23 protein-coding genes and 2 tRNA genes are annotated in these 25,719 nt (G+C 52.5%); 11 read left to right on the top strand and 14 right to left on the bottom strand.

Annotated features, from left to right (window positions below):
• Window positions 1-52: 52 nt before the first annotated feature.
• A complete protein-coding gene (locus FCN51_RS18615) occupies window positions 53-949 on the bottom strand; it encodes a ferredoxin--NADP reductase (RefSeq protein WP_003629809.1) in 897 nt (298 codons plus the stop codon).
• Between the two features lie 318 nt (window positions 950-1,267).
• Here FCN51_RS18615 and FCN51_RS18610 point away from each other — a divergent pair, with 318 nt between their 5' ends.
• Window positions 1,268-3,616 carry a helicase-related protein gene (locus tag FCN51_RS18610; protein WP_160256564.1) on the top strand — a complete coding sequence of 783 codons (2,349 nt, stop codon included), beginning with the start codon at window positions 1,268-1,270 and terminating at the stop codon, window positions 3,614-3,616.
• Between the two features lie 55 nt (window positions 3,617-3,671).
• On the opposite strand, the gene FCN51_RS18605 is transcribed toward FCN51_RS18610, so the two are convergent.
• Together FCN51_RS18605 and FCN51_RS18600 are read right to left on the bottom strand one after the other, a co-directional pair.
• A complete protein-coding gene (locus FCN51_RS18605) occupies window positions 3,672-4,622 on the bottom strand; it encodes an SDR family oxidoreductase (protein WP_064776046.1) in 951 nt (316 codons plus the stop codon).
• Window positions 4,619-5,281 carry a DedA family protein gene (locus tag FCN51_RS18600; protein ID WP_019087791.1) on the bottom strand — a complete coding sequence of 221 codons (663 nt, stop codon included), beginning with the start codon at window positions 5,279-5,281 and terminating at the stop codon, window positions 4,619-4,621. The genes FCN51_RS18605 and FCN51_RS18600 overlap by 4 nt, the downstream gene beginning before the upstream one ends.
• 110 nt (window positions 5,282-5,391) lie before the next feature.
• On the opposite strand from FCN51_RS18600, the gene FCN51_RS18595 reads away from it, so the two are divergent.
• Entirely contained in the window at window positions 5,392-7,419 is a 2,028-nt protein-coding gene (locus tag FCN51_RS18595; RefSeq protein WP_160256563.1) for a S9 family peptidase, read from the top strand.
• A gap of 57 nt (window positions 7,420-7,476) precedes the next feature.
• Here the strand turns inward: FCN51_RS18595 and FCN51_RS18590 are convergent, their stop codons facing one another.
• The 4 genes from FCN51_RS18590 to FCN51_RS18575 all read right to left on the bottom strand — a co-directional run bounded on the left by FCN51_RS18590 (window position 7,477) and on the right by FCN51_RS18575 (window position 10,208).
• Entirely contained in the window at window positions 7,477-9,111 is a 1,635-nt protein-coding gene (locus tag FCN51_RS18590) for an NAD-dependent malic enzyme (RefSeq protein WP_012812311.1), read from the bottom strand.
• A 147-nt stretch (window positions 9,112-9,258) separates the two neighbouring features.
• Window positions 9,259-9,789: a transcription termination/antitermination protein NusG gene (gene nusG, locus FCN51_RS18585; RefSeq protein ID WP_003629802.1), complete on the bottom strand. Its 531-nt coding sequence runs from the start codon at window positions 9,787-9,789 to the stop codon at window positions 9,259-9,261.
• A gap of 4 nt (window positions 9,790-9,793) precedes the next feature.
• A complete protein-coding gene (secE, locus tag FCN51_RS18580) occupies window positions 9,794-9,988 on the bottom strand; it encodes a preprotein translocase subunit SecE (protein WP_003629800.1) in 195 nt (64 codons plus the stop codon).
• A gap of 143 nt (window positions 9,989-10,131) precedes the next feature.
• Window positions 10,132-10,208, bottom strand: a tRNA-Trp gene (locus tag FCN51_RS18575).
• Between the two features lie 224 nt (window positions 10,209-10,432).
• Between FCN51_RS18575 and FCN51_RS18570 the strand changes: the two genes are divergently transcribed.
• From FCN51_RS18570 to atpC, 6 genes are all read left to right on the top strand, one after another.
• Window positions 10,433-10,506 (top strand) — tRNA-Gly (locus FCN51_RS18570).
• A gap of 285 nt (window positions 10,507-10,791) precedes the next feature.
• Window positions 10,792-11,415, top strand: coding sequence for an ATP synthase F1 subunit delta (gene atpH, locus FCN51_RS18565; protein ID WP_012812312.1), 624 nt, complete (start codon window positions 10,792-10,794; stop codon window positions 11,413-11,415).
• On the top strand, window positions 11,415-12,950 hold the full coding sequence (gene atpA, locus FCN51_RS18560; RefSeq protein WP_003629794.1) for a F0F1 ATP synthase subunit alpha: 1,536 nt from the start codon (window positions 11,415-11,417) through the stop codon (window positions 12,948-12,950). The genes atpH and atpA overlap by 1 nt, the downstream gene beginning before the upstream one ends.
• 17 nt (window positions 12,951-12,967) lie before the next feature.
• A complete protein-coding gene (locus tag FCN51_RS18555; RefSeq protein ID WP_035365852.1) occupies window positions 12,968-13,858 on the top strand; it encodes a F0F1 ATP synthase subunit gamma in 891 nt (296 codons plus the stop codon).
• A gap of 31 nt (window positions 13,859-13,889) precedes the next feature.
• Window positions 13,890-15,362, top strand: coding sequence for a F0F1 ATP synthase subunit beta (atpD, locus tag FCN51_RS18550; protein WP_004449187.1), 1,473 nt, complete (start codon window positions 13,890-13,892; stop codon window positions 15,360-15,362).
• Between the two features lie 27 nt (window positions 15,363-15,389).
• Window positions 15,390-15,800 (top strand): ATP synthase F1 subunit epsilon, encoded by a 411-nt coding sequence (atpC, locus tag FCN51_RS18545; RefSeq protein ID WP_003629790.1) that lies wholly within the window; start codon window positions 15,390-15,392, stop codon window positions 15,798-15,800.
• A 57-nt stretch (window positions 15,801-15,857) separates the two neighbouring features.
• Here atpC and queF read toward each other — a convergent pair whose 3' ends face one another.
• Window positions 15,858-16,328: a preQ(1) synthase gene (gene queF / locus FCN51_RS18540; RefSeq protein WP_035362188.1), complete on the bottom strand. Its 471-nt coding sequence runs from the start codon at window positions 16,326-16,328 to the stop codon at window positions 15,858-15,860.
• 119 nt (window positions 16,329-16,447) lie between these two features.
• On the opposite strand from queF, the gene rnd reads away from it, so the two are divergent.
• Window positions 16,448-17,656 (top strand): ribonuclease D, encoded by a 1,209-nt coding sequence (rnd, locus tag FCN51_RS18535; RefSeq protein WP_160256562.1) that lies wholly within the window; start codon window positions 16,448-16,450, stop codon window positions 17,654-17,656.
• Between the two features lie 31 nt (window positions 17,657-17,687).
• Here rnd and FCN51_RS18530 read toward each other — a convergent pair whose 3' ends face one another.
• Window positions 17,688-18,686, bottom strand: coding sequence for an adenosine kinase (locus FCN51_RS18530; protein ID WP_064776039.1), 999 nt, complete (start codon window positions 18,684-18,686; stop codon window positions 17,688-17,690).
• 157 nt (window positions 18,687-18,843) lie between these two features.
• On the opposite strand from FCN51_RS18530, the gene FCN51_RS18525 reads away from it, so the two are divergent.
• Window positions 18,844-19,590, top strand: a complete 747-nt coding sequence (locus FCN51_RS18525) for a bactofilin family protein (protein WP_160256561.1) — start codon at window positions 18,844-18,846, stop codon at window positions 19,588-19,590.
• Window positions 19,591-19,673: 83 nt separating this feature from the next.
• Here the strand turns inward: FCN51_RS18525 and FCN51_RS18520 are convergent, their stop codons facing one another.
• The 5 genes from FCN51_RS18520 to cysT form a co-directional block, all read right to left on the bottom strand.
• On the bottom strand, window positions 19,674-20,282 hold the full coding sequence (locus FCN51_RS18520; protein WP_160256560.1) for a GcrA family cell cycle regulator: 609 nt from the start codon (window positions 20,280-20,282) through the stop codon (window positions 19,674-19,676).
• Window positions 20,283-20,429: 147 nt separating this feature from the next.
• On the bottom strand, window positions 20,430-21,911 hold the full coding sequence (locus FCN51_RS18515; protein ID WP_012812317.1) for an amino acid permease: 1,482 nt from the start codon (window positions 21,909-21,911) through the stop codon (window positions 20,430-20,432).
• A gap of 170 nt (window positions 21,912-22,081) precedes the next feature.
• Window positions 22,082-23,119, bottom strand: coding sequence for a sulfate/molybdate ABC transporter ATP-binding protein (locus tag FCN51_RS18510; protein ID WP_124294859.1), 1,038 nt, complete (start codon window positions 23,117-23,119; stop codon window positions 22,082-22,084).
• Window positions 23,116-23,934 carry a sulfate ABC transporter permease gene (locus tag FCN51_RS18505; protein ID WP_160256559.1) on the bottom strand — a complete coding sequence of 273 codons (819 nt, stop codon included), beginning with the start codon at window positions 23,932-23,934 and terminating at the stop codon, window positions 23,116-23,118. The genes FCN51_RS18510 and FCN51_RS18505 overlap by 4 nt, the downstream gene beginning before the upstream one ends.
• Window positions 23,931-24,770 (bottom strand): sulfate ABC transporter permease subunit CysT, encoded by an 840-nt coding sequence (cysT, locus tag FCN51_RS18500; RefSeq protein WP_003631068.1) that lies wholly within the window; start codon window positions 24,768-24,770, stop codon window positions 23,931-23,933. Before cysT ends, FCN51_RS18505 begins: the two co-directional genes overlap by 4 nt.
• 550 nt (window positions 24,771-25,320) lie before the next feature.
• Here cysT and FCN51_RS18495 point away from each other — a divergent pair.
• Complete coding sequence (locus FCN51_RS18495; protein WP_003623707.1) at window positions 25,321-25,530, top strand: hypothetical protein; 210 nt, start codon at window positions 25,321-25,323, stop codon at window positions 25,528-25,530.
• Window positions 25,531-25,719 lie beyond the last annotated feature (189 nt).

Below are 25,719 nucleotides of genomic sequence, written 5' to 3'. Positions count from 1 at the left end.
TCCTTTTAATAATGTGTCTTAAGCGGCGGTGTTGGGCTTAAAAACGCGTGCCTTATCGTTCGGCAAACGCTTTTTCCACCACGTATGCACCCGGGGTGGACATGTTGCCTTCATCAAACCCACGCGCACGCAGCAGGGCTTCCGTATCAGCCAGCATTTCCGGGGAACCACAGATCATGACGCGGTCATGTTCTGGATCAAGCTCAGGAATGTTCAGATCCTTGAAGATCTTGCCCGATTCAATCAGCTTGGTGATGCGTTCTGTTACGGCAAAGTCTTCACGCGTAACGGCTGGGTAGTACAGCAGCTTTTCCTTGATTTCTTCACCAAGGAATTCGTGTTCGGGCAGTTCGTGGCGGATGTGGTTGGAATATGCCAGTTCGCCAGACAGACGCACGGTGTGTGTCAGAATAACGTGGTCATACCGTTCATAGCATTCCGGATCCTTGATCAGGCTCATGAACGGGGCCAGCCCTGTGCCGGTGGACAGGAAATACAGGTTACGGCCGGGGCGCAGGTTATCCAGCAGCAATGTGCCGGTTGGTTTGCGGCCGATCAGCACCGTATCACCCACTTTTACGTGGCGCAGGCGGGATGTCAGCGGGCCGTTGGGCACAGCAATGGAAAGAAATTCCATTTCATCTGCATAGTTGGGGGATGCAATGGAATAGGCACGCAGCAGGGGCTTGCCGTCTACTTCAATCCCGATCATGGCAAACTGGCCGTTTTCAAAGCGCAGGCCGGGGTCACGGGTGGTGGTGAAGCTGAACAGGCGGTCCGTCCAGTGATGAACGGTCAGAACCTTGGCAGGGTAAAGGTGCCCGTATTCCTTGGTAGGCGAGGCCAGATGCCACACGCCTTCCTGTCCATCAACAGGCAGCAGGCCGCTGGGCACTTCAGAGGCAGACATCCGTGGCAGGATATCGTTTTCAAGCATGGTTTCAGACATGGACCGCTATGTACTCCGCTTGTAGCAGATCAGAACAATGTGCCTTTGCGTAGTAGATACAAAAGCACCGTGAATTTCTTGCTGGCGGCGTTTTTAGAAGGGTGAGGCGTCTAATGCCAGTGTAAATTCATCACACAACGTGTTCGCGCAACACGTAACTGGCTGAAAACCGCCCGCCGCTTCTGTCTGCTGGGTAGGTTGGGGGCGCCACAATGGCCAAATCGGGCCGTGGGGGCAAGGCAGGTTTCTGATTTATTTTGCATGAAGTATGCCGCCAAGGCATTGTTCCGGCCCGCAGGATGACGCAAGAGAGAAAGCATGACGTCAGACAGCTCTGCTTCTCCAGCCCGTCAGGCTCTTGCCTGCGCTGTAGCCCGCACCACCATTGCCCCAGAGGCCAAGGAAGAACACGAAGTTCTCCGCCGCCTTGCCCGTAATCTTGAACCCGGCGCACATGAGGTGCCGGATGAAACCTACCTTCAGGTTTTGTGCCAGGTGCGGCGCAAGCGCTGGATTTCCCGCCTGCTGGATAAAACACGCCGCAGCGGGCGTATCTGGATCAGCCGGGAAGAAATAGAAGAAGCCGTTTCCGGCATTACAGATCCGCAGGCCGGAGATCAGGAACTGGAGCGCGCGCTGGCACCTGTGGCCGAGTCTCGCTTGCGTGGGTATGCTGCAACGCCTCGGGCCGTGTTTGAAACAGTGCAGGCTGACCTGGTGGATACAGGGCGTGTGCTTTCCCCCGATCAGACAGATCTGCTGCTTATGGCCATTGCCGTAGCGTTTGGTCTGCCTGAGGGAGACCCGTTTCTTGAAACAGCCCGGCGGGAAGAGGCCCGCAGGCAGCAGACCGCCAGCAAAATAGAACAGACCGCCCGCCAGAAGCGCGACAAGGAAGAAGCGCAACTGCGGGAATGGGAAGAAAGTCTTGTTCCGTTTGCTGAAGTGCCGCGCCTGCTACGTTGCTCCCAACGTGAGGCTTTGCGCTGGATTGCAGAGAATCGTCTGCCAGTGGCCAGAAAGGTGCGCGAATCCGGCGGGCGCGAGAAGTGGGAGTTTGACCCCGCCGCATTGGTAGCCTTGCGTGGCAAGCTGGGAGAATGGCGGAAAGATAATGGCCGCGGGACAGAATTTGGTGGCCCTAAAACGGCACCAGATATGGGCCGCAAGGTTGCCAATTCCGTTATTGCCCGTGTGGCGGCCCTAGACCGATATGCTGCGCATTTTCGTACTGCTCGCGCGCTTAACAGGCAGATTACCCTTGTTACGGGGCCAACCAATAGCGGCAAATCCTATACGGCTCTGAACGCACTGGCGCAGGCTGAAAGTGGTTTGGCTCTGGCTCCGTTGCGGTTGCTGGCGCACGAATTTCGTGAAGCACTGGCTTCCAGAGGAGTCGAGGCCTCTCTTTCTACGGGTGAAGAACGGATTGTGGTGCCGGGCAGCAAGCATCTGGCAGCAACAGTGGAAATGTGCCCGTTTTACAGCCCTGTGGATGTAGCGGTTATTGATGAAGCCCAGATGCTGTTCGATACAGACCGTGGCGCCGCATGGACAGCCGCCATTATGGGGGCACCTGCACGGCATTTGTATGTATTAGGCGCGCCAGATTGTATTCCCATGGTGCGGCGTATTGCCGAACTGTGTGGTGATCCACTGGATGAAATTTCTCTGGAACGCAAAAGCCCGCTGCGGGCGGCATCGCATCCTGTGCGGTTGGCAGATCTGGGGGCAGGGGATGCGCTGATTGCGTTTTCTCGCCGTGAGGTTCTGGATTTGCGTGCTGCTCTGCTTCAGCACGGCAAGCGTGTAGCCGTGGTGTATGGGGCGTTAAGCCCGGAGGTGCGGCGTGCAGAAGCCCAGCGTTTTAATGATGGAGAAGCCGATATTCTGGTGGCCACAGATGCCATTGGCATGGGGCTTAACCTTTCCATCAAGCGCGTGGTGTTTGCGGCCCTGAAAAAATATGATGGCCGCCAGACGCGTGATCTGACCGTGCAGGAAGTAAAGCAGATTGGCGGGCGTGCAGGCCGTTTTGGTAAGCATGAAACTGGCGTTGTTGCGGTTCTTGCTGGTGCGGGCAGCCCAACCTTTATTCGTCGGCAGTTGGAAGCAGACCCTGAACAGCCTGATGATCTGCGGCCATATGTGCAGCCTGATGCCGATATCGTAAAAGCTGTAGCTGCGGAAATTGGCTCCCAGAGCCTGTATGGTGTTCTTTCACGTATTCACCGTGCCGTGCTGCGTAAGGATGACCCGAATTATCGGTTGTCAGATATGGAGCAGGCTTTCGCCATTGCCTCTGCTCTGGAAGGGGTGGAAGGGCTGGATCTGACAACGCGCTGGTCTTACGCCATGTGTCCGGTCGATGACCGAGATAATGGCATCCGTCGTCTGGTAGGTTGGGCCGCAGACCATGCAGCAGGGCGGCGCGTGCTTCCGCCGGGAACGGGCCGCTTGCCCCCGAGTGAGCGGGCTGGGCGTGAAGAACTGGAACGTGCTGAAAAACGGCACAAGCGATTGGTGGCATGGCGCTGGCTGGCGCTACGCTTCCCCGAAATCTACCCGGATCGGGAAGAAGCAGAAGATACCACACGCAGACTGAATGACTGGATTGAAAGCGTATTACGGCAGCAGAGCCGTACACGCCGTTCCACTCGTTTCTGAACATAGAAAGGGGGCGTCGTCCTGTTTGTGAGACGACGCCCCCTTTTTTAAATTTTTACCAGCTTGTGCCGGTCAGCCTTTCAGAAACATCCCATAGGCGTGCGGCAGTACTGCCCTTGCGCGCAGTAGGGGGAATATGGGCTGGCCCCGGTGGGCCACGCCTTTCCTGATGCCCTTGTGGGCCGTAGTAATCCCCATCCCGTGCGGAGGGGGAAAGTGCTGCGTATAAAATAGGTTCAGCCCCATGCGCAGCAGATTGCCCCATAACGCGCAAAACCATACCACCCAAAAACTGCTCAATACGCCCTAGCGGAGCAGGTAGACTAGCCGCTTGCCCATTGGCAATAATGGATGTGCTGGCCCAGCCGGGATGTGCGGCGCGTGCGTGTACATTCCACCCCTGTTCACCGGCCCGGCGCGCCAATTCCATGGCAAAAAGCAGGTTGGCCAGCTTGCTTTGCTGATATGCCCCAAAAGGGCTGTAGCGATAGCGGGATTGCAGATCATCAAACTGAATATGGCCCTTGCAGGCTGCCAAACTGGCAACACTTACCACCACACCGCCGCCCGGAGCATTTTCCAGCAAATGCCGCAAATGGGCTGTTAGGGCAAAATGCCCGAGATGATTCACGCCAAACTGAAGCTCAAAACCGTTTTTGGTTTCCTTGCGGCGTGTTGGGGCCATAACGCCCGCGTTGTTGACCAGTAGATTCAGCCGGTCTGTGTATTTTGTAGCAGCCGCTGCGCATTCCGCGACAGACTGGAGTGAAGAAAGGTCTAGCGGCAAAGGAATAATCTGTGCCGTTGGGCATTCCGCTTTGATGCGGGAGATAGCTTCACGCCCACGTTCTGCATGCCTTACAGGCAACAATAAACGTGCACCTCTGTGTGCAAGCCCCAACGCAACCTGAAAGCCCAACCCACTGTTGCCACCGGTTACAAGGGCAACTTGCCCTTTCAGATCAGGCTGGTTGTGGTTAACGCGCCATGCTCTGCGCCCTGTCATGAGGGAAGAACTTTCAGGCGTTCATCCTGCTCGGCTGCTTTCATGGCTTCCTCCGTCAGACGTTTTTCATTGCGCTTGATGAATATGAACAAAGACCCGATGACAATACAGGCCACCGCCCCAAAGGCGATAGCCAGCGGCCCGGAAAGGCGAAGGATCTCGTTCCCCAGCAGGTAGGCAACAAGTGTGTAACCCCCAGCCCAGAATATGCCGCCAAGCGCGTTATGAAACAAAAACGTATGCCACGGCATATGGTTCGCTCCGGCCAGCAGGGCTACAAACATACGCAGCACGGCAATAAACCGGCCAAAAAACACAACCGGGCCACCGTGTTTGAGAAAAACGTAGCGCCCCAGCAAAAGGCGCTGAGATGTTAGGCCAATTTTGGGGCCATATTTTTGCAGCATACGTAGCCCAACAAGATGGCCAATCAGATAGCCAAAATTGTCGCCCATAATGGCACCCAGCACGCCGGCCAGTGCTACGCCCTCAATGTGCAGCTTGTGCGTTGTGGCACAAAACAGCGCTCCGGTAATAAGCAGGCTTTCTGCTGGCAGCGGAAAGCCCATGCTTTCTAGCATTACCACAACCCCTACCACCCCATAACCGTATTGGGCGAAAAGGCTGCTCAGGTAATCTACCGAAAAGAAATTGTGCAAAGAGTGTAACAGAACAGAACATCCAATTTAGACAGAGCACGAGACTGCTCACGGCAGAAACCGTTCAGGTCCTGTTGTGTCAAGCATTCTGCGTAAGAGCGTATGCAGCAATGCTTAACACGTGCGGTGTCTGGGTGCATGTTTTTCTGGATGCAACTGCCGGAATGGTAAAAAATACCAGCATGAATAACACACCCTCTCTTTCTTCTTCTGTCACGCCAATGCCGTGTGGCACATGGCCTTCCCCTGTTACGCCGGATCTGGTGGCGGGAAAGACACTGTCATTTTCCGAGGTACGGGCTGTAGAAAATACTGTTTTCTGGCTGGAACGGCGGCCGGCAGAGGCTGGCCGTTCTGTGCTGATGCGTTGGACACAGGCAGAAGGTGCCTGTGAGGCACTGGAACCAGATACAGATGTGGCAACCCGTGTGCATGAGTATGGCGGTGGCGCCTATGCCGTGAAAAGCGGGGGTATTGCCTATTCCGATAAACGTACAGGAAGCGTGTGGCTGCGTAGAGAAGCAGAAACTTCGGCTGTTTTTATGGCTGGAGAGATAGGGCTTCGGTTTGCTGATCTGCGGTTTGACGTAAGTTCTGAAACAGTGCTTGCCGTGCGGGAAGATCACCGAGAAGCAGGGGAAGCCAAAACTGCACTGGTGGCGTTGCATGCTCAGGGCAACAAAGCGGGCACGGTGCTGAAGGTTGGAGCAGATTTTTATGCGGCTCCGGCTTTGTCACCAGATGGAACATTGTTGGCGTGGGTTGAGTGGGATCACCCCAACATGCCGTGGGATGCCACACGCCTGTGCCTTGCCCGTGTTCAGCGTAATGCTTCGGGGGACATCTGCGGTATTGAAGATGCACGTGTGCTGGTGGGTAAACAGACAAGCGAATCGCTTATAGAGCCGCGTTGGACATCTGATGGACAGCTGCTTGTTTTGTCTGATCGTTCAGGAAGCTGGACGATATGGAACGTCAATTGGCAGGAAAGTAGCCCAACCTTATCCCGCTATCCTGCTCCAGAAGGGGAAGTAGGGCAGCCAGCGTGGGTATTTGGGCAGAGTAGCTATCAACTGCTCAAAAATGAGGGCTGTCTGGTTTTGGCCGTTACGCAGGGCCAAGCAACATGCTGGATAAAACCGGATGGTGTATCTGAATATCGCATCTTCCATGCCAAGCCGGACCAATGCCCTGTTCCCCTGGCAGATGGCCGTTTTGCTTGGTTGCAAGCTCCGCCAGATGCTTTGCCTTCTGTTGTAGTGGGCACGCCCGAGAAGGGGGCAGAGGTTATTTTGCAGCGTTCATCGGCAGAACAACTGGATGTTGCAGATATTTCCATACCCGAATCGATTCGCTTTTCAGTGGATGGGGAAGATGGTTTGAAGGGGCACGCCTTCTTTTATCCTCCAACCAACCGCCATGCTTGTGTGCCAAAGGGTGAGCGCCCCCCCATGATTGTACAAGTGCATGGAGGACCAACTGCGCGGGCGCAGGAAGGATTATCCTTTAAAATCCAGTGGTGGACGTCTCGCGGGTTTGCTGTGCTGGATGTGAATTATGGTGGGTCTACCGGATTCGGGCGCGCGTGGCGGAATCGTCTAAAAGGTCAGTGGGGTGTGGTGGATGTGGCAGATTGTCTGTCTGCCTGCCGTGCCGTTGTAGAATCGGGGCGGGTAGACCCGAATCGTATCGCCATCCGTGGTTCCAGTGCAGGCGGCATGACTGTGCTGGTGGCGTTAGCTGTTTCAGACATATTTGCGGCGGGTGTGAGCCTATATGGCGTAACCGACCTGCGTGCCTTGGCGCAGGAAACCCATAAATTTGAAGCACGCTATTTGGATGGTCTAATTGGCCCGTGGCCAGAAGCTGAGGCACTATATCTACAGCGCTCTCCAATTTCTGTTGCCGATCAGATTCGTGCGCCTGTGCTGCTGTTGCAGGGAATGGACGATAAAGTTGTGCCGCCAGAACAGGCATATTCCATGGCAAATGCTTTGAAAGCCGTTGGAACGCCGGTGACTTTACGAGAATTTGAAGGGGAAGGGCATGGCTTCCGCAAGGAAGCGACTATTCGCGCTGCCTTTGTAGAAGAATTGGCTTTTTATGCCAAGGTGTTTGGATTTGCTGCGCAGAACTAAGCGTGGAAATAAAAAATGGCTGAAGGAGCAAGTATCCCTCAGCCATTTTTTAAGGGTTTAGTCTGTATAGCGTGGCTTGTAAGTCAGATTTTCAATCCACGCCCGAATGTCTTTGGGGCGTTCCACCGTTGCGGCGTTTTTATCAAAAATAAACTCAGCAATGCGTGTGGCGGAGGTGATAGACACTTCCAGAATATCGCTTTGTGGCGGGAATAGCCGACCCCGCTCACGCGCTGCCGGATCTACCTGATCTGCCAGAGCCTGTGCGGCTTCAATCACCATTTCATCTGTAATCAGCTTGGGGCAGGTGGCATACACAGCCAGACCGAGAGCAGGGAAGATGTAGAAGTTATTGGCCTGCCCCGGATAGAACGTACGATCATTATACGTCACTTCTGGGTACTGTAAGCCTGCAGCAAAGAGTGCGCGGCCTTTAGACCATTCATAGGCCTGCTCAGCCGTGCATTCCCCATTTTTCTGCGGCAGAGAAAGCGGGAAAATAATGGGGCGTTCGTTCAGCTTGCTCATTTCTTCCACCACTTCTTGGGTGAAAGAACCGCCAGCAGTGGAAACACCAATCAGCACTGTGGGTTTAACAGTTTTGATCATGCCCAGCAGATCACGTGATGGTGGAAGATCCTTGGCGAACCGTTCCTGTTCGGGCAGCAGATCAGTGCGTGAGGTTTCTAAAAGACCGTTCACATCCATTAACGTAATGCGGTCAATGGCTTCCTGTTCAGATAGCCCTTCCTGTTTCAAGGCGGAAACCAGCATATCGGCAGTACCAATGCCGGAGGAGCCCGCCCCCAAGAACAAGAAGCGTTGCTGGGTTAGCGATTCGTTCTTGATTTTCAGTGCCGTAATCAGGCCGGCCAAAGTTACAGCCGCTGTGCCTTGAATATCATCGTTATAGCACAGCACACGGTCATGATATTTTTTGAGGTAGCGTAGGGCATCCGTGCCCTTCCAATCCTCAAAATGGATACAGCTTTGCGGGAAGACTTCCTGCACGGCCTCAATAAATTCTTCTACAAAAGAATCGAGTTCTTCTATCGGGGGTGGTTCACGCCGCAGGCCCAGATACAGAGGATCAGCTCTTAAGGCGCTGTTTGTGGTGCCAATATCAAGCTGCACGGGCAAAAGCGAATCGGGGGGTACTGCGCCGCAGGCTGTATAAAGGTCCAGCTTGCCAATGGGGATACCCATGCCGTTTACGCCAATATCACCAAGCCCAAGAATGCGACCGCCTGTGGTCACACACATGAAGCGCACATTATCCATAGGCCAGTTTTGCAGCACATCCTTAATACGGCCACGCATATCCAGGCTGATATACATGCCGCGTGGGCGGCGATAGATGTGGCTGAATTGCTGGCATACGGCCGCCAGCGTGGGCGCGTACACAATGGGCACGAATCGGGCGGGGTTAGACATCAAAACCTTGTAAAACAGGGTTTCGTTCTGGTCGCGCAAGCCGCTCAGATAGATATAGCGTTCAAGATTGCTGGGTTTGGCCTCAAGATGGCGGTGGATACGTTCTACCTGCCTATCTAGGTTTTCAACCTGTGTGGGTAATAGTCCTTCCAGCCCATAAAGGCGGCGCTCTTCCTCGGTAAACGCCGTGCCCTTGTTCAGGTGCGCATTATTAAGAAGGGCCATTCCTCGCAGTTGGGGCGTGGAAGCAGAGGGCATGATAACTCCATGAGTTGTGAGGCCAAGGGCGGGATTACAGCGGTTTTTTATGCAGAGGGGAAGAGTGCAAACAGCAAGTCTGGGTTAAGGCAATAAAAAAGGCGGCACCAAGGCCGCCTTGAGTTCTTTCAGATAAAAAAGCTGATTTTACAGCTTTTCCACCTGATTGTATTCCAGATCCACTGGGGTGGAACGTCCGAAAATGGAGACGCTGACTTTCAAGCGACCTTTTTCTTCGTCTACTTCCTCAATCACACCGTTAAAGGATGTGAACGGACCATCTGCCACGCGAATCTGTTCGCCCACTTCGAACGAAACGGCAGAACGAGGATGCTGCACACCTTCTTCTGTCTGCTTGATAATGCGTTCGGCTTCAGCAGCAGAAATAGGGGTAGGGCGGTTTCTGGTTCCCAGAAAACCCGTAACCTTTGGGGTGTCCTTGACCAGATGCCATGTTTCGTCTGTCATTTCCATTTTGACGAGCACGTAACCGGGGAAGAACTTGCGTTCCGTATTCACCTTCTGGCCACGACGCACTTCAATGACTTCTTCAGAAGGCACCAAAATTTCATCAATATGGTCGCTCAGGCCCTTTTGTTCCGCTTCTTCACGGATGTGCTGGGCAATTTTCTTTTCGAAGCCCGAATAGACGTGAACCACATACCAGCGCTTGGCCATGTCGTTAGCCTCCCAGCCCGAAAAGTTGACGCACACCGAGACCGATCAGCTGGTCAACAAAAAAGAAGAAGATGGATGCCATGCCTGCCATGGCCAGAACGGCGCCCGTGGTTACCAAGGTAGCACGGCGGGTGGGCCATGTGACCCGTTCCGCCTCGGCACGCACATCATGCAGGAACTTACCGGGACTGAACGACACGAACCACCCTTTCTACACTGCACGAAAACCGGATGTTTCCCGGCGGCAGTCCTGAATACACCACACATTCCGCACAGGATTTCCGCGTTGAAACTTAGAAAAACAAAGCGGAAACTACGGCGCAGAACCTGCAATCTTGAACCTGGCAGGGGTGGAGGGTCTCGAACCCACAACCTCCGGTTTTGGAGACCGGCGCTCTAGCCAATTGAGCTACACCCCTACAGCCTGTCTGCCGTAGCTGGATCAATGCTATAACGGATAACCGTCAGCCTGACCAGCCACTTAACAGCAGCCTTTGCAGGTGGCGGAAGAAAATATGTTGTGGGCTTAAAGTCAAGAGGCAAACAACAAATGTCTGCCCTTTTTTGGTGTGTGGTTAAATTTTTTCTCTTCAAACTTGCAAAATGTCGTCTTTGCAGTTAGTGGCAGAAACATATGGAGTATGCGGGCATAGCATAGTGGTAATGCAGTAGCCTTCCAAGCTACTGAGGAGGGTTCGATTCCCTCTGTCCGCTCCATCTTCCTTTTCCCAAAAATTTTAAGCAGACCAAAATCCTTCATCCTATCAGTGGATGCTGAGGGTGAGTTTTTTATTACGTGTCTGGCGTCTTTTTGTGTTTCGTGGTTTGTGGTGATTTATGGCCTGTTTTTGCGCGCTTTTGGTGGCACAAATGGGTGTGGAATTAAAAATGGCGCGTCAGGGATGTTGCGTGGGGCTGATGAGCATGCTAGAGGCCGCGCCGATGGTTGCGTGCTGTAAGACGTTTAACGGATAAGCCGCGGCACCGTCAGAGTTTGTTAGTGTGGAATGCCGGCGCGCACAGAAGGAAAGAACCAAAAGAGTGGTGGCCTCGGGCGTAACGACAGCACAACCGGTTGCTTTTGCTTCCAATGGTCTTGAAGGCCGTTATGCAACGGCGCTTTATGATCTTGCAGCCGAACAGCGCCAGTTGGATGCAGTGCTTGATGAAGGTGCCGCTCTTGCGCGCCTGATTGATGAAAGTGCGCCTTTGCGCACGGTCCTGGAAGACAGGCGTCTTGATATCCTTGTATCTCGCAAAGCCGTTTTGGCTGTGCTTGAGGCGCAGGGGTTCGGGCAAACTCTTCGTAATTTTGTGGGTGTTGTGGCTGATAACCGCCGCCTGCCTGTTTTGCGCCGGATTCTGGCTGCGCTAGATGCGCTGGCTGTTTCCCGCCGGGGTGAAGTGGTGGCAGAAGTTGCCAGCGCTTATCCGCTTACGCCTGAGCAGCGTGCCCAAGTGCAGGCACGGCTGGCGGAAGCCGGATACTCCCGTATCAATATTCGCGAGCGTGTCGATTCCTCCCTCCTCGGCGGTTTGGTCGTGCGGGTGGGGGCAAAGCTTTATGACGCCAGCCTTAAGACTCGCCTGTTTCGTTTGCATTACGCCATGAAGGGAGCCGCGTGATGGAAATCCGTCCCGCAGAGATTTCGGATATCCTCAAGCAGCAGATTGCCTCGTTCGATAAGGAATCTGATGTTGTCGAAACCGGCACGGTTCTGTCTGTCGGAGACGGTATTGCCCGTGTGTTCGGCCTGCAGAATGTAATGTCAGGCGAACTGGTGGACTTTCCGACCGCCGGTCAGAAGGGCATGGCCCTGAACCTGGAAAGCGATAACGTCGGTATCGTTATTTTCGGTGATGACACCAACATCCGTGAAGGTGACACTGTTACCCGTTCCGGCATGGTGGTGAGCGTTCCCGTTGGTAAGGGGCTGCTTGGCCGCGTTGTTGACGGTCTGGGTAACCCGATTGACGGTAAAGGCCCGCTGACAGACGTTGAGCTGCGCCGCGCTGAAGTGAAAGCGCCTGGCATTATGCCGCGTCAGTCCGTGCATGAACCGATGCAGACAGGCATTAAAGCCATTGACGCCCTTGTGCCGGTTGGCCGTGGTCAGCGTGAATTGGTGATTGGTGACCGTCAGACCGGTAAAACCACCATTCTGACAGATACTATTCTTGCCCAGAAAACCGTGAATGATGAAGGTGACGACAAGAAGTCACTTTACTGCATTTACGTTGCTATCGGCCAGAAGCGTTCCACGGTTGCACAGCTTGTGCGTCTGCTGGAAGAAAAAGGCGCGATGAAATATTCCATCGTCGTTGCCGCCACCGCATCTGATCCGGCTCCGCTGCAGTATCTGGCGCCTTATGCCGCTTGCGCGATGGGTGAATACTTCCGCGACAACGGTATGCATGCCCTGATCTGCTACGATGACCTTTCCAAGCAGGCTGTGGCTTACCGTCAGATGTCCCTGCTGCTGCGTCGTCCGCCAGGCCGTGAAGCTTATCCGGGTGACGTGTTCTTCCTGCATTCCCGTTTGCTGGAACGCGCTGCGAAGATGTCTGATGAATATGGCGCAGGTTCGCTCACGGCTCTGCCTGTTATTGAAACGCAGGCTGGTGACGTTTCCGCCTATATTCCGACGAACGTTATTTCCATTACAGATGGTCAGATCTTCCTTGAAACCGACCTGTTCTATCGCGGTATTCGTCCTGCGGTGAACGTGGGTGGTTCTGTGTCTCGTGTGGGTTCTGCTGCACAGATCAAAGCCATGAAGCAGGTTGCAGGTAAGATTAAGCTGGAACTGGCGCAGTATCGTGAAATGGCTGCGTTCTCTCAGTTTGCATCTGACCTTGATCCGGCAACCCAGAAGATGCTGGCACGTGGTGCCCGTCTGGTTGAGTTGCTGAAACAGAGCCAGTCTTCTCCGCTTACCGTTGAAGAACAGGTTGTTGTGCTCTTTGCCGGCACCCGTGGTTTTGTTGATGGTATTGCTGTCGATAAGGTTGTGAGTTGGGAACGTGCGCTGCTGAACGATGTGCGCAGCGCAGGTAAAGATATTCTGGATACCATTAAAAAGGAAAAGGCCATTTCCAAAGATCTGGAAGCGCGCCTGACAGAATATCTGACAACCTTCAACCGCAACTTTGCCGGCTAAGAGGGTAGAATCGTCCAATGGCTTCCCTGAAGGAACTCCGCGCGCGTATCGGAAGTATCAAATCGACACGGAAGATCACGAGCGCCATGAAAATGGTGGCGGCTGCCAAGCTGCGGCGGGCTCAGGCCAGTGCGGAAGCCGCACGTCCCTATGCAGCGGCCATGCGCCGCATGCTAGGTGAGCTTGCTGCTGCCACAAAAGGTGAGGACGGTGGTCCACGCCTTTTGGCAGGCACAGGTCAGGATAAGGTGCATCTGTTGGTGCCCTTGACCAGTGACCGTGGGCTTTGTGGCGGTTTTAACTCCAATGTGCATCGCTTGACAGTGCAGACAATCCGCCGCCTTCAGTCTGAAGGTAAAACGGTAAAGTTGCTGCCTGTTGGCCGCCGTGCATTCAACTTCTTTTCTCGTGATTACGCTGATCTTATCATTGATAAGGTTATTGGCGTTAGCGGTAAGGAAGTACCTTTTTCTGCTGCCAGCAATCTGGGTGAAAAAATCAACACCTTGCTGGAAGCAGGAGAAATTGATGTCTGCTCCCTTGTGTTCAACAAGTTTAAAAACGCGATGACACAGGTGCCGACATGTCAGCAGCTGGTGCCCATGGTTATGGATGAGGCAGAAGAAAAACCTGCTGCGGCATCTAATGATGTGGCTCTGTATGAATTTGAACCAGATGAAGCAACGCTGCTGGAAATGCTGCTGCCGCGTAATCTGCAGGTTCAGATTTATGCTTCGCTGCTTGAAACCGCAGCGGGCGAGAACGGTGCCCGTATGACGGCAATGGATAACGCTACGCGTAATGCTGGCCGTTCCATTGATAGTCTGAGCAAGGTTTATAACAGAACCCGCCAGACAAACATTACTAACGAATTGATCGAAATCATTTCGGGCGCACAGGCTGTCTGAGCCCGCTCGTTTGCCCCGCAGGAGCTGACCCATGTCGGATACCACAACCCAGACCCAGGCCCCTGCGGCCACGAAGACCAATGCAGTTGGCCGCATTACCGAGATTAAGGGCCCGGTTGTTGACGTGCAGTTCGAAGGTGAACTGCCTAAAATTCTGAATGCCTTGCACGTCAAGCTGGGTGATCAGACACTGGTGCTTGAAGTTGCCCAGGAAATTGGTGAGCACGAAGTGCGCTGTATTGCCATGGACAGCACAGACGGTTTGGTCCGTGGTGCAGAAGTGGCTGATACAGGCGCACAGATCACTGTGCCGGTTGGCCCGGAAACACTTGGCCGTATCCTGAACGTTATTGGTGAGCCGATTGACGAAAAAGGTCCGATCCCGACCTCTCGTCGCGCTCCTATTCACCGTCAGGCCCCTGCTTTTGAAGATCAGGCAGCCGCATCAGAAATTCTGATGACCGGTATTAAGGTTGTTGATCTGCTCTGCCCCTACCTTAAGGGTGGTAAGATCGGCCTGTTCGGTGGTGCAGGTGTAGGCAAAACCGTTATTATTCAGGAACTGATCAACAACATCGCAAAGGCGCACGGTGGTGTGTCTGTGTTTGCTGGTGTTGGTGAACGTACCCGTGAAGGGAACGACCTGTATTACGAAATGCAGGACGCTGGCGTTATCAAACTGGGTGAAAACGGTTCTACCGAAGGCTCTAAAGTGGCGCTTGTGTTCGGGCAGATGAACGAACCGCCGGGTGCACGTGCTCGTGTTGCTCTGACGGGTCTGACACTGGCTGAATATTTCCGTGACGAAGAAAATCAGGACGTTCTGTTCTTCGTTGATAACATTTTCCGCTTTACGCAGGCTGGTTCGGAAGTGTCCGCTCTGCTGGGTCGTATTCCTTCTGCCGTGGGTTATCAGCCTACACTGGCTACGGAAATGGGCGCCCTGCAGGAACGTATTACGTCCACCAAAAAGGGCTCTATTACATCTGTGCAGGCCGTGTACGTGCCAGCCGATGACTTGACTGACCCTGCTCCAGCCGCAACCTTTGCTCACTTGGATGCAACTACGGTTCTTAACCGTTCAATTGCAGAAATGGGTATTTACCCGGCAGTGGATCCGCTGGATTCCACATCTCGTGCTCTGGACCCGCAGATCGTTGGTCAGGAACATTACGATGTGGCTTGTGAAGTGCAGCGTATTCTGCAGACCTACAAATCCCTGCAGGACATTATTGCCATTTTGGGTATGGATGAACTGTCTGAAGACGATAAGCTGATCGTGGCACGTGCCCGTCGTATCCAGCGCTTCCTGTCTCAGCCGTTCCATGTGGCAGAAGTGTTTACAGGTGCACCGGGTAAGCTGGTGTCCGTGGCTGATACCGTGCGTTCCTTTAAAGCCATCTGCGCTGGTGAATATGACGATCTGCCAGAAGCTGCCTTCTACATGGTGGGTTCTATCGAAGACGTTGTTGCCAAAGCAGAAAAAATGAGAGAGTCGGTTTAATAGCCGACTTCGGGAAGGAGCGCGTTCATGCCGATCCAGATTGAGATAATCAGTCCTGAAAAGGTTCTGGTGTCGCGTGAAGTAGATATGGCTGTTCTGCCTGGTATGGAAGGTGATATTGCCGCCATGCCAGAACGGGCACCCATGATGCTTCTTCTGCGTGGTGGTGTTGTCGCCCTGTATGACGGGGATACAGTGAAGGATCGCTACTTTGTTGGCGGTGGCTTTGCAGACATTACTCCCACACGTTGCACCGTATTGGCTGACAAGGCTGTGCCGGTAAGCGAAATTTCTATCGATAATGCAACAGCTCAGCTGGAAGCGTTGTCTGAAGCTTGGGATCAGGCAGATAAAACGGATACAACCCGTTTGAGCGTGCTGCAGGATCAGATTCAGGCTGTACGTGCTGAAATCGAGGCTGGTTCTCCCACCAGCTAAGGTTGTTAGAAGTGTTATAAAAAAAGCCACCTATACGGTGGCTTTTTTTATGCCTCATTAGCCGCGGCCACGGTAGGTGGGTACATCTTGCGCGGGCACCCATACGCCTGCGGGTGGTTCTCCTGTTTGCCAGAATACATCAATAGGAATACCGCCGCGGGGGTACCAATAAGCACCTATTCTCAACCAGCGTGGAGCTAACCTTTCAACAAGGGTGTTCGCAATCTGGATGGAGCAGGCTTCATGGAAAGCACCGTGGTTACGGAAGCTCGTTAGATACAGCTTCAGTGATTTGCTCTCTACAATCCATTTATCCGGCACATAATCAATAACAATATGGGCAAAGTCCGGCTGGCCGGTAATGGGGCAAAGCGATGTAAATTCTGGTGCAGTAAAGCGCACTAGATAGTGTTTGTCTGGATAGGGGGCTGGCACACGCTCCAGAATAGCTTCTTCTGGGCTTTGTGGTGCAGCAACCTGCTTTCCAAGCTGGGTTAACTGGTCACGGCCATCATCGGCTGGGGTCATTTTGTGCTCCTGCACATGTGGTTTTTTGCAGATGTTCCGTGCCTTGGCTCTTTCGTCAAGTTTCACGTGTAACGTTTGGTCACTTCTTTTTCTAACGGTCTGGATGTAAGAAGAAAAACATGGCCAGATCAGCAACCCCTGAATTCCCTCCCGCGCGTCTTATTTCCTCTACTCAGGAGTTAGAGGCGGCTCTTGCACCCTTTCATAACGAAAGCTTCGTAACGGTTGATACGGAGTTTATGCGGGAGCAAACATACTGGCCGGAGCTCTGTCTGGTTCAGATTGGCGCGACCAATGATGTCGTGCTGATAGATGCGCTGGCAGAAGGTATTGATCTTACTCCGCTAAAAAATCTTTTTGCGGATACGGCTGTGCTCAAGGTGTTTCACGCTGCCCGGCAGGATCTGGAAATTTTTCTGCACCTGTTTGATGCCTTGCCGACTCCCCTTTTTGATACGCAAGTTGCAGCGATGGTTGCTGGGTTTGGGGATCAGGTAGGGTATGACAGCCTGGTTGGTTCCTTAACCGGGCATATGATTGATAAAAGCCATCGCTTTACAGATTGGTCTGTGCGGCCATTGTCTCCTGCCCAACTGACATATGCTGCGGGCGATGTAACGTGGTTGCGGCTTGTTTATGAGCGGCTTGTTAAAAAGCTGGAGCAGGAACAGCGTTTGGATTGGGTTGCGGCTGAAATGGCCGAATTGGAAGCCCCCGCCACATTTCGCCCGGACCCGGAAAAACAGTGGGAACGTTTGCGCGCACGCACCAACAACCGGCGTATGCTTGCTGTTTTGCGTGCCATTGCAGCCTTACGTGAGCGTGAAGCCCAGCGCGTGAATGTTCCGCGCCAACGACTGGTGAAAGACGAAAGCCTCCTGGAAATTGCGGCAACGACTCCAGCAACAACCGAAGCTTTAACCCGTGTGCGTGGTGTTTCTCGTGGGTTGGCAGAAGGGCGTACGGGACAGGCCTTGTTGCAGGCTATTAAACAGGCACAGGCTTTGCCAGATTCGGAGCTACCACGTTCTCCCCGCAGCAAGAGCAAAGATACACCAAGGCCTTCAGCATCGCTGGTGGCATTGTTGAAGGTGCTTTTAACATCTTGCTGTGAAAAGCATGATGTTGCCCCGCGCTTGGTGGCATCTGCTGATGATCTGGATGCCTTGGCGCTTGATCCTTCTCAGCCTCATGCTGTGCTGGCTGGATGGCGGCGCAAGGTGTTTGGTGAAACAGCACAGGCTTTGTGCGAAGGGAAAATAGCTCTTTGCGTAAAGTCTGGCCGCGTTGTGGCTATTCCGCAGAATACGGATGTAGCTTCTGCTTAAATAGAAAGCAGAAGCTACAAAATCGTTAGGCTTAAAAGCCCATTTCTTCCCAGAGGTTGGAAAGTGGGCGTGCGCCGTAGTGTGAGATAATTTCAGAAGCTGCAACGGAAGCTAGACGGCCACATTCTGGCAATGTGCGGCCAGATGTCAGGCCCGCCATAAAGCCGGCTGCGTAGGCATCCCCAGCGCCAGTTGTATCCACAACCTGAGTTGGCACGGGGGCAACCTTGGTCATCTGTCCATCATGCAGCACAACGCTCCCCAAACCGGAGCGTGTGAGCGCTGCAAAGGTTGTGTCCTGCGCGGTATGGCGTGCCGCAACGTCAAAGTTTTCTGTTTCATACAGAGCGCAGATTTCATCTTCATTTGCGAAGAGGATGTCCACATGGCCTTTCACCAGATCCAAAAAGGCCTGACGGTGGCGGCCAACGCAGAATGGGTCTGAAAGGGAAAGGGCCACTTTACGCCCTGCTGCGTGCGCCAAAGCTGCTGCGCGGCGGAATGCTTCCTGCGCATGCGGTGGGTCAAACAGATAGCCTTCCAGATATACAATGCTGGAGTCTGCAATCATGTCTGGCAGTACGTCTTCTGGTGTAAAGCAGGTGCATGCGCCCAGATAGGTTGCCATTGTGCGCTGCCCGTCTGGTGTTACCATAACAATGCAACGTGCTGTTGGCAGATTATCAAAAACCTGCGTGTTCAGCGGTGCAGATGGAAAGGTAATGCCATTGCCGCGCATATCTTCGGTAAACTGCTTGCCAGCATCATCACGCGCAACTTTGCCCAAATAAGCAACACGTGCGCCAAACTGAGCCGCCACAACGCAGCTATTTGCCACAGAACCGCCACCCATAATCTGTTCTGGAGCCAGAAGGGCCTGCAATGTGTTGGCCCGGTCTGCATCAATCAGCGTCATGCTGCCAGGGGTCAGGCCTTGTTTTTGCAGAAACGCAGGTTCCACACGGGCAAGAATATCCGTAATGGCATTACCAATGCCGAGGATGTCATATTTTACATCTGAAACAGTCATGATAACGGAAGATTTTCCTGAAAAATTTCATATACCAACTGTTTCGCTACAGTGCTGCCATAAAAAGGGCAACACTAGGGCTTATGGAGTGCTTGCCGCAGAACCGCCTGGCTGTATAAGAAAATAAGCACATGGCGAGACGGTTTGATGCGGACAGGTGCCTGAGCAGTGGGGCCTGTCCAAGAGTGAACAGCCAGCAAGGCGGGGGATTTTCTTGTTTAAAAGACGTAAGCCCGAAGATAATCGGCCATCTGAGCAGTCTGGTTCCGCCAGTCAGGCGGGCGCGCAGCGTTCCGCTGGCGGGTTTGGTTCCATTTTTTCTTCTAATCCAGCGGGAACGCCAGCAAAACCTGCGCCCCGCCCTGAGACAGATACAGTAAAGGAGACCTCATCCATGGGTCGTGCGCCTCTTCCTTCCGGTTCCCCCCTTCCTTCCGGTGCGGGCATGCCGCCATTTCCTGGTGCGGCAGCTGCGCGTGGTATGCCGCAGCAATCTCAGCAGCCTAAAAAGGATGAGCCGGAACAGCGCACTTTGGTGGTTGGGCGTGGCATTAGCGTGCAGGGCACCGTGCAGGACGCAGAACGCCTTGTGGTTGAAGGCACTGTTGAATCCAGCATGATTACAGCTAAGGAACTGGTGGTTAAGCCCGGTGGCCTGTTCCGCGGTGGTGTGGAAGTGGAAAATGCCGAAATTGCTGGCACCGTTGATGGCACGCTGACGGCACGTGGTAGCCTGACACTGCAGGGCAGTGGCCGCTTGCTTGGCAAGGCTGCTTGTCATCGTCTGAAAGTTGAAGATGGCGGCCAGATTACAGGTCAGCTGGAAATGCTGAGCGGTGATTCTGCTTCCAAGTCTTCTTCAGCCACGCCGGCACCAGAAAAGCCAGCAGCAGCCGAAGGCTGATTGTAACGCCCCTGACTTGCCCCTGAAGGCCGACTTTATAAGGCCCTCAGGGGATGGGGTTTATATTATTTTAGAATAATAATTTAGGCGACGTTATCGCGCCTATCGCGCAGCCTGACATAGGCAATCTGCGCATGTTCCTCACAATATGGTTTACCCGGTATTGGGGTGGCACCACAAAAGTGGAAGCCCGGTGTGCCAGGGTCTCCGATTGGCCAGCAGCAAGATGGGCCGCGGCGTTTTTGTGGTTCCGGGTCAGAAATGCTGCGTAAAGGTGCCTTGGGCTTGCTTTTGCTTGAAGCTGCAGGTTTTTCCTTTTTCGCGGGTTTTTCTTCTGCCACAGGGGCAGCCGCAGTTGCGGCCGGGGGGGTAGAACGTGCAGGAGCAGGCGGTGTAGGTTGCTGTTTTTCCGTTTCACCTGTAGGGGCGGCTTCGGCCTGTTTTGCAGGTTGGGCAGGAGTTGCCGTTTGTGCCATAGCAGGAGTGGCCGTTGAGGGTGCTTCGGCTTTTTCTGCTGTTTTGGGCTTGGCATTACGCCGAATGGGAGATGGCCGTGCAGGCAACCCCAAGCGATGCGCCTTTCCGACAACCGCATTTTTGGTGATGGAAAGACGCCTACCAATTTCTGCCGTTGAAAGACCTTCCGCCCATAATGCCTTGAGCTGGGCGATAATTTCTTCGGTCCACTCCATTTACGGCCACCTTACTATAAATATTGCATCGTTCGCGGGGAAAATACCACGCTTTCAGTCGCGGATATATTACGGTGATGCCCGTTTCATCTCAAGAAGAAAGCCTGCAGGACAGGATGCACCATAAGAATAAGTTAGGTATGGCGGTTAGTCCTGCTTGTTTGGCGTGTTCTCTGTTCCCAGCAAATCATCTGTCAGCGTGATGGAAGATTGGGTGGGAGGAACAAGGTGCAGAGGTTTGTGGCTAAAGGTTTTCCAGCCAACAAACAGAATGATAGCCAGAATGGGAATACAGGCCACAGAGAATGATCCTGTTGGGTAATCAAACGCCATAAGCACAATAATGCTGCAAAAGAACAAAATGGTTGCCCAAGATGTAAATGGCGCACCTGGCATGGCAAATCCGGTAGGGGCAATGCGGCCTGCGTTGATGGCTTGGCGCAGTTTGATCTGACTGAGCAGGATAAAGCACCAAGTGCTGATAATTCCCAGAGAAGCCAGATTGAGAACAATTTCAAAGATTTGCGAAGGCAGCAAATAGTTCAGAAAAACGCCAACAAGGTAGATGCCAACGGTTGTGAGAATGGCAGCAGAAGGAACGGACTGCTTGCTCATATGTGTCAGATAGCGCGGGGCGGAGCCATTTAGCGCCAGTGCGCGTAAAACACGGCCTGTAGAATATAAACCAGAGTTCAGGCTGGAGAGTGCTGCCGTAAGCACCACGATGTTCATAATGGAATCTACGCCCGATATACCCAGATGGGAGAAGAACGTCACAAATGGGCTGGTGCCAGCCTGATAGGCAGACCAAGGCAGAAGAAGAACCAGCAGAGTAACTGTGCCAACATAAAAAATGGCAATGCGCCACATCACGTTATTGATGGCCGTGGGCAGAACGGTGCGCACATCCTGACATTCACCAGCAGCAGTGCCGATCATTTCTATGCCTGAATAGGCAAAAATCACCCCTTGTGTGAGGGCCAATGCAGGCAGAATGCCATGAGGAAACAGGCCGCCATGCTGTGTAATCAGGCTAAAACCGGTTGTGTTATGATCTACAGGCACACGTAGGCCCAAAATGGCGCTTCCGATAATAAGAAAGAGAACCAACGCGACAATCTTGATAAGGGAAAACCAGAACTCCATTTCCCCAAACCATTTCACGCCAATCAGGTTCATGCCGGTTATGAGCAAGAGCGCCAGCATGGCAAATACCCATTGGGGCATGTGCGCAAAAGTGCCCCAGAAATGCATGTAAAGTGCTACGGCGGTGATATCGACAATGCCTGTCATGGCCCAGTTAAAGAAAGACATGGCGCCAGCAATGTAAGATGCCTTGGGGCCTAGAAATTCCAGGGTGTAGGAAACAAAGCTGCCGCTGGTGGGGCGATACATCACCAACTCACCCAAAGCGCGCAGCATGAGAAAACAGAAAATCCCGCATACCAGATAGATCAGGGCTAACGAGGGCCCCACGGCTTGCAAGCGTCCACCCGCGCCTAAAAACAAACCAGTGCCAATAGCGCCACCAATGGAGATCATCTGGATCTGCCGTTTATTGAGGGCGCGATGATAACCTTCTGCTGTATGTGATGGCGTTGTGTGCGGAGTGGAGGTTTTATCAGGCATACAAACATTCCATGCAGATAGAAATTCTGTATTTTCACAATAAATTGAAAATACAGAATCAATTTATACAGAAATGCAAAAGGTTATCTAAGTTCTTGCATATCAACCGTTATTTTAACGCAACATATAAAATGTGTGCTGTCAATCCGGCTTATAGGCAGGGCTTTATCCTACGGAAGATTTGTGAAAATTTTGCCGTGTGAAATATCCAGCCCGAATTGTTCACCTTCGGAAATTTCGGTTGGCATTGGTGTTGTAATATCAAGCGCCCTTTGCGTGGTTTGTACAGCATAATGATACAGCCCATTAGGGTTGCGGCTGCGAGAAAGAATATGAGCCGCCCCTTTGCCGCTTATAAATTGCACATCGCAAGGGCGGATAAATACGGTTGTTTTTCCGTTCTTTTGACTTACTGGAAATGGCAGGGCATCAGTATCTTCAGGAATAAACTGCCCATCCTGTATTTTCCCCGCAAATTCGAGTGTCTCACCCAAAAACTGCATAACAAACGGTGTTTGTGGAGATGTGTTGAGCGTCGTGGCATCAGCATCCTGCACAATGCGGCCATCCTGCATGACCACCAGCCTGTCAGCAATATCCAGAGCTTCTTCATGGTCATGCGTAACCAGAATGGTTGTAAGGCCCAACTTGTCATGCAGTTCTCGCAACCAGCGGCGGATGGTGCGGCGTACAATCGGGTCCAACGCTCCAAATGGTTCATCCAACAAAAGCAGTTTTGGTTCTGTGGCAAGGGCACGGGCCAGAGCAACGCGTTGCCGTTGGCCTCCAGAAAGCTGATCTGGACGAGCATCTGCCAAATGGGGAAGCTGAATAAGTTCAAGCAGATCCTGCACGCGGGCTGCAATAGTTGCGCGATCTGGGCGCTGCTTGCGTGGCAAAACATCAAGCCCAAAGGAAATATTGCGCGCTACACTCATATGCCTGAACAGCGCATAGTTCTGGAATACAAAGCCGGTTTTGCGTTTTGGAAGATCAGAATGACCAATCGGCAGGTCATCAATCAGCAGTTGTCCTTCATATACCGGGGAGAGGCCACCAATGGCACGCAGCAAAGATGTTTTGCCTGCACCAGAGGGGCCAACCAACGCAATAAAGGCACCGTCTTCAACTGTCAGATTGATATTGTCCAAAATCTTGCGGGAGGAACCAGGAGCATATTGTGTAAAAGAGTGCAGGTTAACGCTCATGAAGGCTGTTTCCTAAAAGAATGCTCAAATAGTGTGCGAAGCAGAACTGTGCTCATGGCACATAGGGCAAGAAGTGCGGCCATGCTGAAGGCGGCTACTGTTTGGTATCCATTGTAAAGTGTTTCGATATGCAGCGGCATAGTTTCTGTCACACCTGGGATATGGCCTGAAACAACAGAAACAGCGCCAAATTCACCAATAGCGCGGGCAGTGGTAAGCAGAATGCCAGAAAGTAGCGCCCAGCGGGCATCTGGCAGAGTGACCTGCCATAAGGTTTGCCAGAAATTCGCACCCAGCAAAAATGCTGCTTCTTCTGCATCGCGGCCCTGCTGTTCCATATAGGGCATAAGAGTGCGCGTGACGTAAGGAAACGTTACAAACAGGGTGGCCAGCACAATGCCGGGCACGGCAAAGGCAATTTGCATGTTATGGGCTGCTAACCAGTTGCCCCACCAGCCTTCCTGCCCAAACAGTAAAAGCCATATCAGGCCGGCAATTACGGGAGATACGCTGATAGGCAGTTCTATCAGCATGATCAAAAAGCGTTTGCCTACAAAAGAATATTTTGTCAGGCACCATGCCGCAGCAATACCGCCAAGAGTGTTTGTAACGGTAACAATTACAGTAACAAACGCGGTTAAGCGAATGGCAGCAAGAGCATCCGGTTCCAGTAATGCAGATACGGCAGCAGATAACCCTTGCCTCAGCGCTTCTGTAAAAATGAGCACAAGAGGCAGCAAAAGCATAAGCAGCACAACAGCGTAACTGCATCCGCACAGAATAAAGCGGCTTATGGAAAAGCGTGCGGTTGTCATTTTGTCTCTTCCATAATCAGCCCGCGTGAAGCGCGCAGGCGCAAGAAGCTTACACCCCCAAGGCAGAGCAAGGCGGTAAGCAGCAGCATGACAGCAATGGTGGTTGCGCCAGAATAATCGAATTCCTGCAGGCGCATGACAATGAGCAGAGGCGCAATTTCACTGCGGAAAGGTTGATTGCCTGCAATAAAGATAACAGAGCCATATTCACCAATGCAGCGCGCAAAGGCTAACCCAAAACCGCTTAATGTTGCTGGCAGAATGGCAGGAAGAATGACGCGGTAAAATTTTTGAAAAGGCGTTGCCCCTAGCAAGAAAGCGGCTTCTTCCACTTCAGATGGAAAGTTTTGCAATACAGGTTCAATGGTACGCACAAGAAACGGAAGGCCCACAAACATGAGGGCAATGACAATACCGGTTGGCGTAAAGGCTACTTGTAAACCGGCATGTGCCAGCAGTTTTCCCATCCAGCCATTGGGGCCGTACAAAGTGGCCAGCGTAATACCTGTGACAGCTGTGGGGATAGCAAAAGGCAGATCAATGCATGCATTGATAATTTTGTAACCCGGTGGACGCAGCCGCACCAATGTCCACGCCAACAGAATGCCTAAAGGCAGATCAAGCAAAGCCGCAAACAGTGCACAACCAAAGCTAACCCGAAAGGCCGCAAATACCCGGGGATCATGCAAGGTTTGTAAAATGGCAGCCGTACCATCCTGCCAAGGGCGTAAGAGAAGAGCCAGCAAGGGTAGAATAACAAGCAATCCTACCCATAAAAGCGTAATGCCAAAGGTAAGCGGAAAGCCGGGCAGAGTATGGCGGCGCAGAAAAAACATAGGCAAGCAGATAAATCCATCGTGGCGGCACGTTATACGTATGATTTGTTTTGAAAATGGAATATGCCCTGGGGCATACTCTGCAGGTCAAACCATGTTGGGTCTTCAGAGCCTTTCCTTACGCTGAATGTTATTAAAACCTATCCTATCGCTGGAAATAACAAAATACGAAAAATATACGTGCTAAAAATTTTCTGCGATTCTCAGGGGCAGTGTCTGCCGAGGCAAAAATTTTTCCGAACAGAGAATTTTTGTTAATGCATTGATTAAAAAACAAAAATCAACATGCGTAAATTTTTGTTGTTAAAAAAAACAACCATTTTTAATAGTTTATTATTGCGCGGTTGTGTGTTTGCCCATAATGTCTTTCAAGTCACAACGCAGCAGAATCACAAAGGGTGATGTGCATGTATCCGGTTTGTTTACGAATGTGCTGCGCGGCTCGATGTCGTGCTGCTAAGGCGTTTGAATATACGCCTGTATTCTTTTTCTGATCTGGCCGGATAATCAGTTTGCCGGCTGGGTGTGTTCTTTATCCAGAGGCATTAAAATGCTGGAATCTCAGATTATCGAAGTGAATGGTACTTTTTTGGGTACTGTTATTTTGGAAGCAGACCGTTCCACGCGTCGTTTCTATGCGGCGCATGAAAGCGTAAAATCTTTACATAACAGCAGATTTACGCAGACAGATAACCCAATCCTGTCTGTTACATGCGTGTTCCGTCGTGGGAACCAAGGGCGGGGTGGAATGCGCACCTAAAAAACAGGTTTTTCGTGTATTGAAACAACCTGATTGATCTATTGGGCGCATGCAGAAATAAAAGCCTTTCCAAACAGTGTTTTATGTTTTGACAGGAAGGGCTTCTGCAAGCTAAATAGTTCTCGGTTCGAAATAATATACGTAAAATCGTATTCAAGTAAAACAACAAGTATTTCCTATGTGGGTTAA

It is taken from the genome of Acetobacter pasteurianus (assembly GCF_009914215.2).
Taxonomy (GTDB): Bacteria; Pseudomonadota; Alphaproteobacteria; order Acetobacterales; family Acetobacteraceae; genus Acetobacter; species Acetobacter pasteurianus.
Note: the sequence above shows the minus strand (reverse complement) of the source record. Positions and strands in the feature narration are given on the sequence as shown.

Coding starts and splice junctions, on each gene's coding strand:
- nusG (WP_003629802.1), bottom strand. CDS start 9,789: ATGGCCAAGCGCTGGTATGTGGTTCACGTCTATTCGGGCTTCGAAAAG.
- FCN51_RS18610 (WP_160256564.1), top strand. CDS start 1,268: ATGACGTCAGACAGCTCTGCTTCTCCAGCCCGTCAGGCTCTTGCCTGC.
- cysT (WP_003631068.1), bottom strand. CDS start 24,770: ATGTTTTTTCTGCGCCGCCATACTCTGCCCGGCTTTCCGCTTACCTTT.
- atpC (WP_003629790.1), top strand. CDS start 15,390: ATGCCGATCCAGATTGAGATAATCAGTCCTGAAAAGGTTCTGGTGTCG.
- FCN51_RS18555 (WP_035365852.1), top strand. CDS start 12,968: ATGGCTTCCCTGAAGGAACTCCGCGCGCGTATCGGAAGTATCAAATCG.
- queF (WP_035362188.1), bottom strand. CDS start 16,328: ATGACCCCAGCCGATGATGGCCGTGACCAGTTAACCCAGCTTGGAAAG.
- rnd (WP_160256562.1), top strand. CDS start 16,448: ATGGCCAGATCAGCAACCCCTGAATTCCCTCCCGCGCGTCTTATTTCC.
- FCN51_RS18530 (WP_064776039.1), bottom strand. CDS start 18,686: ATGACTGTTTCAGATGTAAAATATGACATCCTCGGCATTGGTAATGCC.
- FCN51_RS18495 (WP_003623707.1), top strand. CDS start 25,321: ATGCTGGAATCTCAGATTATCGAAGTGAATGGTACTTTTTTGGGTACT.
- FCN51_RS18605 (WP_064776046.1), bottom strand. CDS start 4,622: ATGACAGGGCGCAGAGCATGGCGCGTTAACCACAACCAGCCTGATCTG.
- FCN51_RS18595 (WP_160256563.1), top strand. CDS start 5,392: ATGCTTAACACGTGCGGTGTCTGGGTGCATGTTTTTCTGGATGCAACT.
- atpD (WP_004449187.1), top strand. CDS start 13,890: ATGTCGGATACCACAACCCAGACCCAGGCCCCTGCGGCCACGAAGACC.
- FCN51_RS18590 (WP_012812311.1), bottom strand. CDS start 9,111: ATGCCCTCTGCTTCCACGCCCCAACTGCGAGGAATGGCCCTTCTTAAT.
- FCN51_RS18515 (WP_012812317.1), bottom strand. CDS start 21,911: ATGCCTGATAAAACCTCCACTCCGCACACAACGCCATCACATACAGCA.
- FCN51_RS18615 (WP_003629809.1), bottom strand. CDS start 949: ATGTCTGAAACCATGCTTGAAAACGATATCCTGCCACGGATGTCTGCC.
- FCN51_RS18510 (WP_124294859.1), bottom strand. CDS start 23,119: ATGAGCGTTAACCTGCACTCTTTTACACAATATGCTCCTGGTTCCTCC.
- FCN51_RS18505 (WP_160256559.1), bottom strand. CDS start 23,934: ATGACAACCGCACGCTTTTCCATAAGCCGCTTTATTCTGTGCGGATGC.
- atpA (WP_003629794.1), top strand. CDS start 11,415: ATGGAAATCCGTCCCGCAGAGATTTCGGATATCCTCAAGCAGCAGATT.
- FCN51_RS18520 (WP_160256560.1), bottom strand. CDS start 20,282: ATGGAGTGGACCGAAGAAATTATCGCCCAGCTCAAGGCATTATGGGCG.